The organism is Siculibacillus lacustris (assembly GCF_004328075.1).
Taxonomy (GTDB): domain Bacteria; phylum Pseudomonadota; class Alphaproteobacteria; order Rhizobiales; family Ancalomicrobiaceae; genus Siculibacillus; species Siculibacillus lacustris.
This window is the reverse complement of the sequence record NZ_SJFN01000001.1, coordinates 165,418-177,647: the sequence shown is the minus strand read 5'-3', so window position 1 is coordinate 177,647 and position 12,230 is coordinate 165,418. Positions and strand designations below refer to the sequence as shown.

At 69.6% G+C, this 12,230-nt stretch carries 13 protein-coding genes; all 13 read left to right on the top strand.

The window, feature by feature from the left end; translation table 11 throughout:
• Positions 1-19 precede the first annotated feature (19 nt).
• Positions 20-1,216, top strand: a complete 1,197-nt coding sequence (locus EYW49_RS00875) for an aminotransferase class V-fold PLP-dependent enzyme (protein ID WP_131304953.1) — start codon at positions 20-22, stop codon at positions 1,214-1,216.
• A gap of 4 nt (positions 1,217-1,220) precedes the next feature.
• Entirely contained in the window at positions 1,221-2,027 is an 807-nt protein-coding gene (locus EYW49_RS00870; protein ID WP_131304951.1) for an IclR family transcriptional regulator, read from the top strand.
• A gap of 162 nt (positions 2,028-2,189) precedes the next feature.
• Entirely contained in the window at positions 2,190-2,342 is a 153-nt protein-coding gene (locus EYW49_RS00865; RefSeq protein ID WP_131304949.1) for a transposase, read from the top strand.
• A 715-nt stretch (positions 2,343-3,057) separates the two neighbouring features.
• Positions 3,058-3,294 carry a hypothetical protein gene (locus tag EYW49_RS00860; protein WP_131304947.1) on the top strand — a complete coding sequence of 79 codons (237 nt, stop codon included), beginning with the start codon at positions 3,058-3,060 and terminating at the stop codon, positions 3,292-3,294.
• Positions 3,295-3,327: 33 nt separating this feature from the next.
• Complete coding sequence (locus EYW49_RS23335) at positions 3,328-3,495, top strand: hypothetical protein (RefSeq protein ID WP_228259363.1); 168 nt, start codon at positions 3,328-3,330, stop codon at positions 3,493-3,495.
• Positions 3,492-4,094 (top strand): helix-turn-helix domain-containing protein, encoded by a 603-nt coding sequence (locus EYW49_RS00855; RefSeq protein WP_228259361.1) that lies wholly within the window; start codon positions 3,492-3,494, stop codon positions 4,092-4,094. The genes EYW49_RS23335 and EYW49_RS00855 overlap by 4 nt, the downstream gene beginning before the upstream one ends.
• 33 nt (positions 4,095-4,127) lie before the next feature.
• Complete coding sequence (locus tag EYW49_RS23225) at positions 4,128-4,592, top strand: hypothetical protein (RefSeq protein ID WP_206365339.1); 465 nt, start codon at positions 4,128-4,130, stop codon at positions 4,590-4,592.
• Positions 4,593-5,087: 495 nt separating this feature from the next.
• Positions 5,088-6,686, top strand: coding sequence for an ABC transporter substrate-binding protein (locus tag EYW49_RS00845; RefSeq protein ID WP_131304941.1), 1,599 nt, complete (start codon positions 5,088-5,090; stop codon positions 6,684-6,686).
• A gap of 123 nt (positions 6,687-6,809) precedes the next feature.
• Positions 6,810-7,781 carry an ABC transporter permease gene (locus EYW49_RS00840; RefSeq protein WP_131304939.1) on the top strand — a complete coding sequence of 324 codons (972 nt, stop codon included), beginning with the start codon at positions 6,810-6,812 and terminating at the stop codon, positions 7,779-7,781.
• 8 nt (positions 7,782-7,789) lie between these two features.
• Positions 7,790-8,623 carry an ABC transporter permease gene (locus tag EYW49_RS00835; protein ID WP_131304937.1) on the top strand — a complete coding sequence of 278 codons (834 nt, stop codon included), beginning with the start codon at positions 7,790-7,792 and terminating at the stop codon, positions 8,621-8,623.
• Positions 8,620-10,260 carry an ABC transporter ATP-binding protein gene (locus EYW49_RS00830; protein WP_131304935.1) on the top strand — a complete coding sequence of 547 codons (1,641 nt, stop codon included), beginning with the start codon at positions 8,620-8,622 and terminating at the stop codon, positions 10,258-10,260. The genes EYW49_RS00835 and EYW49_RS00830 overlap by 4 nt, the downstream gene beginning before the upstream one ends.
• Before the next feature lie 27 nt (positions 10,261-10,287).
• Positions 10,288-11,067, top strand: a complete 780-nt coding sequence (locus EYW49_RS00825) for a VOC family protein (RefSeq protein ID WP_131304933.1) — start codon at positions 10,288-10,290, stop codon at positions 11,065-11,067.
• Positions 11,068-11,263: 196 nt separating this feature from the next.
• The gene (locus EYW49_RS00820; protein WP_228259359.1) at positions 11,264-12,103 is read left to right on the top strand and encodes a serine O-acetyltransferase; all 840 of its coding nucleotides are present in this window, start codon (positions 11,264-11,266) and stop codon (positions 12,101-12,103) included.
• Positions 12,104-12,230: the final 127 nt, after the last annotated feature.

Below are 12,230 nucleotides of genomic sequence, written 5' to 3'. Positions count from 1 at the left end.
TTCATCGAGGACCGCATCCATGCCCGAAGACATCCGCAACCGCCTCGGCCTGCGCCCGGTGATCAACGTGTCCGGTACCATGACGTCGCTGGGCGCATCGATCGTCGGGCCGGACGCCATCGCCGCCATGACCGGGATCCTGCCGCAGTTCGTCGAGATGGGCGACCTGCATCGCCTGGCGAGCCGGGCGATCGCCGCCGCCACCGGAGCCGAGGCCGGCTTCGTCACCGCCTCCTGCGCCGCCGGCATCACCCTGGCGATCGCCGCGACCATGACCGGCAGCGATCTGGCGGCGATCGAGCAACTGCCCGACACCACCGGCCTGAAGACCGAAGTGGTGATGCTGACCGGCCACATGGTCGACTACGGGGCGCCGATCGACCAGTCGGTCCGCCTCGCCGGTGCGGAGCTGGTCCTGGTCGGCCAGTCGACCTCGTCGCACGCCTACCAGTTGGCCGGGGCGATCGGCGAAAATACCGCCGCCGCGCTCTACGTCGTGTCGCACCATGTCGCCCATTACGGCATGATTCCGCTCGCCACCTTCATCGAGGTCGCCCACGCCAAGGGCGTGCCGGTGATCGTCGACGGGGCGTCGGAATACGATCTGCGCGGCTTTCTCGCCGCCGGCGCCGACATCGCGATCTATTCGGCACACAAGTTCCTCGGCGGGCCGACCGCCGGCCTGGTCGCCGGATCGAAGGCGCTGGTGCGCGCCACTTATCTGCAGAACCGCGGCATCGGTCGCGGCATGAAGACCGGCAAGGAGAGCATCCTCGGCGCGGTCGCGGCGCTCGAGGCCTGGGGCCGGCGCGATCACGCAGCGGTCCGGCGGCGCGAACGGGCGGCGCTCGATCACTGGCTCGGCGTCCTCGACGGCCGCCCGGGGGTCACCGCGACGATCGACCCCGACCCGACCGGCAACCCGCTCGACCGGCTGAAGCTGCGGATCGACCCGGCCGAGGCGCGGATCTCGGCCTGGGATCTGGTCGACGCGCTGGCCGCCGGCGACCCGCCGTTGATCGTCCGCGATCACGAGGTCGAACACGGCTTCTTCCACCTCGACCCTTGCAATCTCCACGAGGGCGAGGAATTTCTGGTCGGTGACCGTCTCGCCGCGGAACTCGACGCGGCGCAGAGGCGCAACGAACCGCTGATCTCCTGTTTTGCGACCCGGGTCCAGCGACAGGAAGACGGCATCCTCGCATGGCCGGATTGAACCGATGACGGTGACCGAAGCGGAGATCGACGGCGACGACGGCCCGCCGAAGCGGCGCGCCTCGCGGGTCAGCGGCATCGACCGGATGCTGCAGATCCTCGACCACCTGCAGCAGACCGGCACCCCGGCGACCTCCTATGAACTCGCCAAAGCCTGTGCCGCGCCGCTCTCCACCGTCTATGTCATCGTCGACGACATGGTGGAGAAGCGCCTGCTCGACCGCACCGCCTCGGGTGCGGTGTGGCTCGGGCCGCGGCTCTACCGCTACGGTCTGAGCTACGCCCGCAATCTCGATTTCCTCACCGTCGCCGGCCACGAGATGAACGAGCTGTCGCGCCGGGTCGGCGAGACGGTGCAGATCTGCGGCCGCGACGGCGACCACATGGTGGTCTTGGCGATGGCCGAAGGGATCGGCCATTTTCAGGTGACGTCACGGGTCGGCACCCGTGTACCGCTCAACTGGACCGCTTCGGGACGTCTGTTGGTCGGTCACCTCCCGGCCGACGAGCGGCTGGCGATCTTCCGCCGTTCGGCCTCCGCCTCGCCGACCGGCTGCGCCGAGACCGACCCCGCGGTGTTGGCGGCATCGGCCGAACGGTGCCTGGCGGACGGTCTGTCGATCCAGTCGGGCGAGTCCGACTATTCGGTCGCCTGTATCGCCGCGCCCGTCCGGGACGACGCCGGCGCCTGTATCGGCACGATCTCGATCGTCGTGCCGGAGTTCAAGGTGTCGCAGAGCGAACCCGACCTCGTCACCGCCGTGCGCGACGCCGCAGCCCGTATCGAGGATCGGCTCGGCCGATCCGGCTGATGCCGCGAGACTCCGTCCGCGTCGCACCGTCCGGATCCGCAAGAGGGTCGCAACGCATCGGCCCGGCGCCGGTGCCGCGGATGTGACCTGCTGCCGGTCTTTCCCGCCATCCGGAGCTGGAAATTTCCGGTTTGGGATCGGGCCGAAAGACGGAGCACGAGGATGAAGAAGTCATGGTTCACGGAGGCGCAGGTGGCCTTCGTTCCGCGGCAGGCGGAAGAAGGCGCGGCGATCGGCGAGGTCTGCCGCAAGGCCGGCATCGGCGAGGCGACGTTCCATGCCTGGCGAAAGACGTCCGCCGACCCGATGCCGTAGCACCTTCGCCGCCCACGCCCGCGCGTCGACGATCGCGAGCACCACCGCCGACATGCCGCCGTCGAATGCTGCCGCCGGGTTCACCGTGGGGCCGTCGCCGACGAGGCAGGGCGGTGACGCCGAACAGTTCACCGATCCCGCCGGGCTGCAGGGCCGAGACGCTGTGGAAGTCGACGCCGAAGGCGACGATCCCCGCAAGCGAAAGGAGGAACTCCGTCAAATCAGCCGTCTCGCGTTCCATCGATGAAAGAAGACAGGATTGGCTGCGCAGGTGGACCACCACCAGAGAACGACATGCGAAGTTCGTGAGTTCACGCGTCCCCGCCCGGCGCCCACCACCATCCGATGGGACACGACCGTGGGCCGGCGATCGGGTGGTGGCCCCGGCTCTGCGAACGGTCGGGCGCCCCAGCCGCCGCGGCGCAAGGGTGCCCCCCGAGCCCGGCGCCACCGTGAGCCCGATCGGCGCGCCGCGCGACGCTTCCGTGGGGCCGCGCCAGGGATGATCGATGTGCCGGAGAACGCGGCGCGACAAGACGTTTTCCGAAACCCCATCAAAACAATAGAACATTCTTCGACCTTGCCGGTCCGGACTGCTTCAATGAGGGCATTCGACGGACCGACGAGACTTTCGATCGAGTGATTGCGGCAACCTGACCCGGGAGCGGTGCTCCCGGGTCCTCGTTTCGCGGAGCGACGGCAAAGGAGCGGGGCGATGGGTGCGACCGACGGACGACGAGAGAGCGAGGCCGGTGATCGAACGGGCGAAGGCGCGCGCGGCGGCCGATCGGCGCATGCGGCCCTCGTCGACCTCTTTTCCGCGTTGATTCTGCTGCTGCTCCTGGCGCCCTTCGCCGTGGTGCGCGGGGTGCGGGTCGCCGCGGCACGGTGGCCGGCGCGCAAGCCTCGGCTCGCTCGCGCCGGGCTGCGCGGCTCGGACACAGGCTCATGAACGAACTCGAACCGGAACGACGAGGAGATCGGAATGGCGAGCCACACCGCGCGGGTGATCGACTTGGCGGACTATCGACGCCGCCGCCAGGGCGGCGAACAGCCGGTCGCGCCGCCGGTGCCGATGCCGCCGACGGCACCGATGGTGATGGTCTGGGTGCCGATGTTGACGACGCTGCCGATGATGCCGTTCTGGCGTTGACCCCGTCGCGGGCCGCTCCGGATCCGACCATCGAACTGGCCGCGGCGGTCGGGCGCAACCTGCGGCGTCTGCGCACCCGGCGCGGCCATTCCCTCGAGCGCCTGGCGCGCCTGTCGGGGGTCAGCCGGGCGATGCTCGGGCAGATCGAGACCGCCAAGAGCGTGCCGACCATCGGCCTGTTGTGGAAGGTGGCGACCGCCCTCGAGGTGCCCTTCGCGGCGCTGGTGGCGTCCGAATCGGGACGCGGCACCAGGGTGATGCGCGCCGACGCGGCCAAGGTGCTGTCGTCGAGCCAGGGGCGCTTCACCTCGCGCGCGCTGTTCTCCCACGACGACGAACGGCGGGTGGAGTTCTACGAGATCCGCGTCGGCGCGTTGCATGCGGAAGAGGCCGACGCCCATGCGCCCGGCACCGTCGAACATCTGGTGGTGGTCGCCGGCGCGCTCGACGTGGCGGTCGGCAAGGAGCCGATCCGCCGCCTGAAGGCGGGCGACGCGATCGTCTTCGATGCCGACGTCGACCACGTCTATCGCAATCCGACCGCCGGCGAGACGGTGCTCTATCTGGTGATGACCTACGTCGAGACGATCGGCGGCTGAACGATCGCCGCCCCGAACGACGAAAGGCGCCCGGTGGGGCGCCTCTGCCGTATCGAGTGTGAGGCAGACCGGGATCAGGCGGTCAGGGTCGCCATCATCATCGGCATCGAGCCGCAGCTCATCATCATCGGCATCCCGGCGGCGCACATCGCCTTCATGCGCTCGGCGCAGGCCATGAACATCTCCATCGACATGCCGTCCATCGGGCCCATCGTCATGGTCATGCCGTCGGCGGTCGTCTCGCAGGTCATCTTGGCCATCATCACCGGCATCGGCATCATGCCGCCCATCATCGGCATCATCATGCCGGGCATCATCATGTTGGGCATCATGCCGGGCATCATCGGCATCGGCATCGGGTTCATGGCGTTCGGCATGCCCATCATCGGCATCATGGGCATCATCGGCATCTGCATGGCGGGGGTCATCGGCGTCGTCCTTCGGTGGAGTGCGGCGCTCGGGTGTGGCGCCGGCCTCGATGTGATGACGCAGCGGTAATCCCGGGACGAAATTCTGCCAATCGCCGTTTTGAGGCCATGCGTCGTTTCCTCCGCGGGATTGGAGGAGCATCTGTTTCCAGCATCGGCGTGGTCGGCGATATCATCGGTTCGTCCGTGATGACGGCGGGCGCCGGTCGCGGACCCGCGCGACGATCGCCCTCGCGCCGGACCCGGAGCGCACCCATCGCGCCGCTCGGATCCGCCGATGGCGCCGATCGGTGAGGTCACGCCGGCGGGCCGCCGGGCGCGCCCGTGCCCCCGCGACGCCGCGCCGCCGACCCGACCGCTCGAGGCGAGGATTGCCGGGGAACCGCCCGCGGCGGGATTCCATTCCCCGCGGCCCGGGCATCTTTGGAACCAGGATGCGCAAATTTATTCCATGAAATCGCTAGAATACCGGTCCCGATTGGAAGCCTGTTCTTCCATTCCCCTGGTTCCCGGACGTCGTGCCCGCTCTCCGGCCGGCCCCGTCCTCCGATGCGGAGACCTCTCCATGGCCCTCACCCGTCGCGAAGCCCTTCTGGCCTCGGTCGCCACCACACTGGCGGCGGTTCTGCCGACCGCCGGTCGCGCCGCCGAAACCCCCAAGACCGGGGGGACGCTGACCTATCACCTCGGCTCGGAACAGCGCATCCTCAATCCGGCCCTGCGCGCCTCGACCGGCGTCTACATCGTCTCCTCCAAGATCTTCGAGTCGCTGGTCGATCTCGACGCCGAGGGCAAGCCGGTCGGCGTCCTGGCGACCTCCTGGGAGGCGGCGGCCGACGGCAAGACCGTGACCTTCCGGCTGCGCGACGGCGTCACCTGGCACGACGGCAAGCCCTTCACCTCGGCCGACGTCGCCTATACCGCGCTCGAGCTGTGGAAGAAGTATCTCAACTACGGCACCCAGCTGCAGCAGTATCTCGAAGCGGTCGACACGCCCGATCCGCTGACCGCGGTGTTCCGCTATGCGCGGCCGATCCCGACGGCGCTGTTGCTGCGGGCCCTCGCCGATCTCGGCTACATCGCGCCGAAGCATCTCTACGAGGGCACCAACGTCCTCGAGAATCCGGCCAACACCGCGCCGATCGGCACCGGCCCGTTCAAGTTCGTCCAGTACGAGCGCGGTCAGTTCATCGTCGCCGAGCGCAATCCGGCCTACTGGCGCAAGGGCTTCCCCTACCTCGACAAGATCGTCTGGCGGGTGATCACCGACAAGTCGGCGGCCTCCGCGGCGCTCGAGACCGGGCAGATCCAGATCTCGACCTATTCTTCGCTGGCGCTGGCCGACTACGACCGGCTGGCCAAGGATCCGCGCTTCGAGATCTCCAGCCGCGGCATCGAGGCCAATGCCTTCAACAACACCCTGGAGTTCAACGTCCGCCGCAAGGAACTCGCCGACGTGCGGGTGCGGCGGGCCATCGCCCACGCGATCAACGTGCCGTTCTTCATCGAGAACTTCCTCTATGGCCGCGGCAAGCCGGCGACCGGACCGATCCCGTCGTCGTCCGCCGCCTTCTTCCCCGGCAACCCGCCGCCCTATCCTTTCGACGTCAAGAAGTCGGAAGCCCTGCTCGACGAGGCCGGCTATAAGCGCGGCGCCGGCGGCGTGCGCTTCACCCTGAAGCTGGTGCCGATCCAGAACGGCGAAGACGTGCCGCTGCTCGCCACCTATATCCAGCAGTCGCTGGCCAAGGTCGGGATCAAGGTCGAGATCCAGCTGCTCGACATCGCCGGCGCGCTGTCGACGGTCTACAAGGACTGGAACTTCGACCTCGCCACCGGCTGGCACCAGTACCGCGGCGATCCGGCGGTCTCGACCACCGTCTGGTATCGCTCCGGTTCGCCCAAGGGCTCGCCCTGGACCAACCAGTGGGGCTGGCAGTCCGACGTGGTCGACAAGCTGATCGACGACGCGGCCTCCGAGCTCGATCCGGTCAAGCGCAAGGCGCTCTATGCCGAGTTCGTCGCGAAGGTCAACGAGGAGCTGCCGATCTGGCTGGTCACCGAACGCCAGTTCATCGGCGCCACCTGGAAGACGGTGAAGAACCACCACAACCAGCCGCGCTGGGATTCGAGCGACGCCCACGACACGTGGATCGACGCCTGATCGGTCGAAGACCGACCCTCTCGGGCCGACAGACAGAGGGGCATCGCCGACATCGGGGGTGCCCCTCGACCCGTTCGATGGCAGCCGATGGTTGCCGATCGCCGCCTTCGGGATCCGACCGCCATGCGCATCGTTCTCCTCGCTCTCCGCCGTCTCGCCGCCAGCCTGCCGACGCTCCTGGTGCTGCTGGTCGGGCTGTTCGTGCTGCTGCAGTTCGCGCCCGGCGACACCGTCGACGCACTGATGGCCCAGATGGGCGGTGGCGATCCGGCGGCGGCCGACGAGCTGCGCCGCTTCTATGGGCTCGATCTGTCGGTGCCGGTGCGGCTCGGGCACTATCTGTGGCGGCTGGTGCAGCTCGATCTCGGTTATTCGGCGATCTACGGCAAGCCGGTCGCCGAGGTGATCGTCGAGCGCCTGCCGCCGACCTTGCTGCTGATGGGGGCGTCGCTGGCCTTCGCCTTCGCCGGCGGGCTGGTGCTCGGGGTCTTCGCCGCGCGCAAGGTCGGGCGCTGGCCCGACACCGTGCTGTCGACCCTCGGCCTGATCTTCTACGCGACCCCGTCCTTCTGGTTCGGGCTGATGGGCATCGTGCTGTTCGCGGTCGATCTCGGCTGGGTACCGGCCGGCGGCTACGAGGAGATCGCCGGCGGCAAGACCGGGTTGGCGCGGGTCCTCGACGTCGCCTGGCACCTCGCCTTGCCGACCCTGACCTTGGCCCTGATCTTCCTCGCCACCTATTTGCGCATCATGCGCGCTTCGATGCTGGAGGTGATGACCCTCGACTTCGTCCGCACCGCGCGCGCCAAGGGGCTCTCGGGCATGGCGGTGCTGACCCGCCACGTGCTCAGGAACGCGCTGCTGCCGATGGTGACGCTGATCGGCCTCCAGGCCGGCACCATGCTCGGCGGCTCGGTGGTGGTCGAGAGCGTGTTCGCGCTGCCGGGGCTCGGGCGGCTCGCCTACGAATCGGTGGTCCAGCGCGACCTCAACACCCTGCTCGGCATCGTCTTCGTGTCGGCGCTGCTGGTGATCGTCGTCAACTTCCTCGTCGATCTTCTCTATGCGCGGCTCGACCCGCGCATCGTCTCGTGAGGCGCGCGATGAAGGTCCTGCGCCTGTTCCTGTCGAGCCCGGCGGCGGTGATCGGCTTCGCCCTGTTCCTCGTCGTGGTGGCGATGGCGGCGAGCGCCGACCTCGCCTATCCCGGCGATCCGCTCGATCTCGCCGGGCGGCCGCTGCAATGGCCGTTCACGAATCCGCGCTTTCCGCTCGGCACCGACGTCCAGGGCCGCGACATCGCCGCGGTGATCTTCCACGGCGCGCGGGTCACTCTGGCGATCGGCGGCGCGGCGACGGCGATCGCCATGACCATCGGTATCGCCGTTGGCGCGCTCGCCGGCTACCACGGCGGTCTGGTCGACGAGATCCTGATGCGGCTCACCGAAGCCTTCCAGACCTTGCCGAACTTCCTGTTGCTGCTGGTGTTCATCGCGGTGTTCGGCTCCGACATCGCCACGGTGATCCTGGCGATCGGCGTCGTCTCGTGGCCGGCCTCGGCGCGGCTGACCCGGGCGGAGTTCCTGACGCTCCGCAGCCGCGAATTCGTCCAGGCGGCGCGGGTCTTGGGCATGCGCGATCTGCCGATCATCTTCCGCGAGATCCTGCCCAATGCCCTGCCGCCGGTGATCGTCTACGCCAGCGTGGTGATGGCGGTGGCGATCCTGCTGGAGAGCGCGCTCGCCTTCCTCAATCTCTCGGACCCCAACGTGCCGTCGTGGGGCAACCTGATCGGCACCGGCCGGGCGGTGCTCCGGACCCAATGGTACGTCTCGGCGATCCCCGGCGTGGCGATCCTGATCACCGTGCTGGCGGTGTCGCTGGTCGGCCAGGGCCTCAACGACGCGCTCAATCCTCGCCTGAAAGGCCGCCCATGACCCCGCCGCTGCTGTCGATCGGCGATCTCACGGTGGCGCTGCCGCGCGGCGCCGATCGCCCCTTCGCGCTCGAACGAGTGGCGCTCGACCTCGTCCCCGGCGAGATCCACTGCGTGGTCGGCGAGAGCGGCTCGGGCAAGTCGATGACCGCGATGGCGGTGATGGGGCTGCTCGCCGAGGGCGTCGAAGCGACCGAAGGGCGGATCGACTTCCGCGGTTGCGACCTGCTGCGCCTCGACGAAGCGGAGATGCGCAAGGTGCGCGGCCGCGAGATCGGTATGATCTTCCAGGAGCCGATGACCGCGCTCAATCCGCTGCGCACCATCGGCGATCAGATCGGTGAGATGTTCCGCGCCCACACCGACCTGTCGGGGCCGGAGATCGCCAAGCGGGTGCCGGCCCTGCTCGCCGACGTCCACATCCCCGATCCGGCGGCGGCCGCTCGCGCCTATCCGCACGAACTGTCGGGGGGCCAGCGCCAGCGGGCGATGATCGCCATGGCGCTGGCGCTCGAACCGGCGATCCTGATCGCCGACGAGCCGACCACCGCCCTCGACGTCACCACCCAGGCCCAGATCCTGGCGCTGATCCGCGAGTTGCAGGAGCGCCGGGGCACGGCGGTGTTGTTCATCACCCACGACTTCGGCGTGGTCGCCGAGATCGCCACCCGCGTCACGGTGATGCAGAACGGCCGGGTGGTCGAGCAGGGTGCGGCCGACGACGTGCTCGACCGGCCGCAGCATCCCTATACCAAGGCGTTGATCGCCGCGGTGCCGTCGCTCGAGCCGCCGCCGCGGCCGCGCCTCGCCGCGTCGCACGAGGCGGCACTGACCATCGACCACGTCTCCAAGACCTACGGCCGGCGCGGCCTGTTCGGGGCGTCGAAACGGGTGGTGCACGCGGTCCGCGACGTGTCGCTGAGCCTGCCGCGCGGCGCGACGCTGGGCATCGTCGGCGAGAGCGGCTCGGGCAAATCGACGCTCGCCCGGCTGATCGTCCGCCTGCTCGATCCCGACCGCGGTGCGATCCGGCTCGGCGACGTCGACATCGCGGCCCTGTCGCGGCGTGCGCTGCGCGCCCAGACCCGCCACATCCAGATGGTGTTCCAGGACCCGCACGCCTCGCTCAATCCGCGCCACAAGGCGGGCGAGCTGGTCGCCCAGGGGCTGATCGTCCACGGCACGCCGCGCAAGGCGGCGCTGGCCCGCGCCGCCGAACTCTTCGCCCTGGTCGGCCTCGACCCCGCCGGTGTCGACCGCTATCCGCACGAATTCTCCGGCGGCCAGCGTCAGCGCATCGGGCTCGCCCGGGCGCTGGCAGTCGGCCCCGAGGTGCTGATCGCCGACGAGCCGGTGTCGGCGCTCGACGTCTCGGTCCAGGCGCAGGTGCTCGACCTTCTGGTCCGGCTCAAGACCGAACTCGGCCTGTCGATGGTGTTCATCACCCACGACCTGCGCGTCGCGGCGCAGATCTGCGACCGCATCGCGGTGATGCGAAACGGCGAAGTGGTCGAGATCGCCGACACCGTCGATCTCTTCGCAGCCCCCCGGCATCCCTATACCCGAGCGCTGCTCGCCGCAGTCCCCGGCCGCCACTGGATTCCGCCCGTCCCCGAACGCCGCATCGTCGGCGCCTGATCGCGCGATGCGCGCCTGGAGAGAGCCATGAGCTTCACCCTCGACCACGTCGTCGTCGCGGTCACCGATCTCGACCGGGCGATCGCCGATTGGCGCAACCTCGGCTTCACCGTGACGCCGGGCGGCGATCACACCAACGGCGTCTCTCACAATGCCCTGGTGGTCTTCGCCGACGGCACCTATTTCGAACTGATCGCCTACCGTGCGCCCGTCCCCGAAAACCGCTGGTGGCGTCGCCTGACCGAATCCGGCGAGGGCTTCGTCGACTTCGCGCTGCTGCCCGCCTCGATCGCGCGCGACGCCGACGCGGCCCGGGCGCGCGGGCTCGATCTGGTCGGCCCGTCGCCGGGCGGCCGGCTGCGGCCCGACGGCGTCCGGCTCGACTGGCAAGTGGCCCGTCCCGCGACCGCCGATCTGCCGTTCTGGTGCGCCGACGTGACGCCGCGCGCCCTGCGGGTGCCCGAGGGCGACGGGCGCCTCCACGCCAACGGCGTGGTCGGCATCGCCCGGGTGACCGTCGCGGTCCGCGATCTCGCCGCCAGTGCCGCCCGCTGGCGGCGGTTGCTCGGCGACGGCGCGGTGCGGGTCGCCGGCGCGCTGGTCGCCGTCGACCTCGCCGACACCCGGGTCGAACTGGTCGACGCCCGAGATGCCGGCGCCGCGGCACACCTCGCCGGGCGCGGCGAAGGCGTGGTGCGGGTGGCGCTCGCAGGCCTTCGGGCCGAGCGTCTCGACCCCGCGGCGAGCCACGGCGCCGCCTTGACGATCGAGCCGGCAGCGGCTCGCGCGGGAGGAGCCCCGCCCTAGAGTCCGCGTCGAAGGGTATGGGCTTCGACGCAGCCCGGGGATCGGAGCAAGTGGTTCTTCCCGACGTCGTCGATTGGGTCGCCCATGTTTTGATCCGGCGCCCGTCCTCTGCTCGGATGGTGAGCTGCCGTCGTCGCGGGCGGTGGGCTCGTGGCGAGCCGGGGAGGGGTCGGTGACACGAACGACGTTTCGCGCCGTGACCCTCGTCGCCGAGGACGGGCGGCGCACCGAGGGCGACGAGATCTGGCGGCGGCTGCGGTCGGAAGCCGGAGCGGTGATGACCACGGAGCCGGCGCTCGGCGGGCTGGTGCTGACGTCGATCCTCGATCGCGTCGACTTCGCCGATGCGGTGCTGCATCGGCTGGCGATGCGTCTGGCCCGCGACGCCCTGTCGATGGATCTGCTGCTCGACGCCTTTCGTGCCGCCCTGGCCTCCGATCCGGAGATCGAAGACGGGTTCCGCGCCGACATCGTCGCGGTGGTCGACCGCGATCCGGCCTGCGAGCGGCTGATCGAGCCCTTCCTGTTCTTCAAGGGCTGGTCGGCGATTCAGACCCATCGGTTGGCCCATCGCCTGTGGCTCGACGGCCGCCTGGACCTCGCCCTGACCCTGCAGAGCCGCTCCTCCGAGACCTTCCAGACCGACATCCACCCGGCGGCGGTGTTCGGCACGGGGATCTTTCTCGATCACGCCACCGGTCTGGTGGTCGGCGAGACCGCGGTGCTGGAGGACGAGATCTCGCTCCTCCAGGACGTGACGCTGGGCGGCACCGGCAAGGCGACCGGCGATCGCCATCCCAAGATCCTGCATGGATCGTTGATCGGCGCCGGCGCCAAGATCCTCGGGGCGATCACCGTCGGACCCGGCGCGCGCGTCGCGGCCGGCTCGGTGGTGTTGAAGCCGGTGGCGCCGCACACCACGGTCGCCGGCATTCCGGCGCGGGTGGTCGGCGGCGCCGGCAGCGACGATCCGTCGAAGACCATGGACCAGAACCTGCCCGACGGCGGCTACGCGTCCTTCACCTACATGATCTGAACCGCGCCCAGCGCGGTCACCACCAGCGCCACCCGACAGGCGGCACCGAAGGTCGGCGCCGGGGCGGCGATGCGTGCGGTGGGCGGCGCCGTTGCGGGGACGGGCATTTCCCGATCGCCGTTCCCGG

Excerpts from the sequence above, each read along its gene's own strand:
- EYW49_RS00825 (WP_131304933.1), top strand. The coding sequence starts at position 10,288 with ATGAGCTTCACCCTCGACCACGTCGTCGTCGCGGTCACCGATCTCGAC.
- EYW49_RS23335 (WP_228259363.1), top strand. The coding sequence starts at position 3,328 with ATGGCGAGCCACACCGCGCGGGTGATCGACTTGGCGGACTATCGACGC.
- EYW49_RS00840 (WP_131304939.1), top strand. The coding sequence starts at position 6,810 with ATGCGCATCGTTCTCCTCGCTCTCCGCCGTCTCGCCGCCAGCCTGCCG.
- EYW49_RS00865 (WP_131304949.1), top strand. The coding sequence starts at position 2,190 with ATGAAGAAGTCATGGTTCACGGAGGCGCAGGTGGCCTTCGTTCCGCGG.
- EYW49_RS00845 (WP_131304941.1), top strand. The coding sequence starts at position 5,088 with ATGGCCCTCACCCGTCGCGAAGCCCTTCTGGCCTCGGTCGCCACCACA.
- EYW49_RS00835 (WP_131304937.1), top strand. The coding sequence starts at position 7,790 with ATGAAGGTCCTGCGCCTGTTCCTGTCGAGCCCGGCGGCGGTGATCGGC.
- EYW49_RS00870 (WP_131304951.1), top strand. The coding sequence starts at position 1,221 with ATGACGGTGACCGAAGCGGAGATCGACGGCGACGACGGCCCGCCGAAG.
- EYW49_RS00875 (WP_131304953.1), top strand. The coding sequence starts at position 20 with ATGCCCGAAGACATCCGCAACCGCCTCGGCCTGCGCCCGGTGATCAAC.
- EYW49_RS00860 (WP_131304947.1), top strand. The coding sequence starts at position 3,058 with ATGGGTGCGACCGACGGACGACGAGAGAGCGAGGCCGGTGATCGAACG.
- EYW49_RS00830 (WP_131304935.1), top strand. The coding sequence starts at position 8,620 with ATGACCCCGCCGCTGCTGTCGATCGGCGATCTCACGGTGGCGCTGCCG.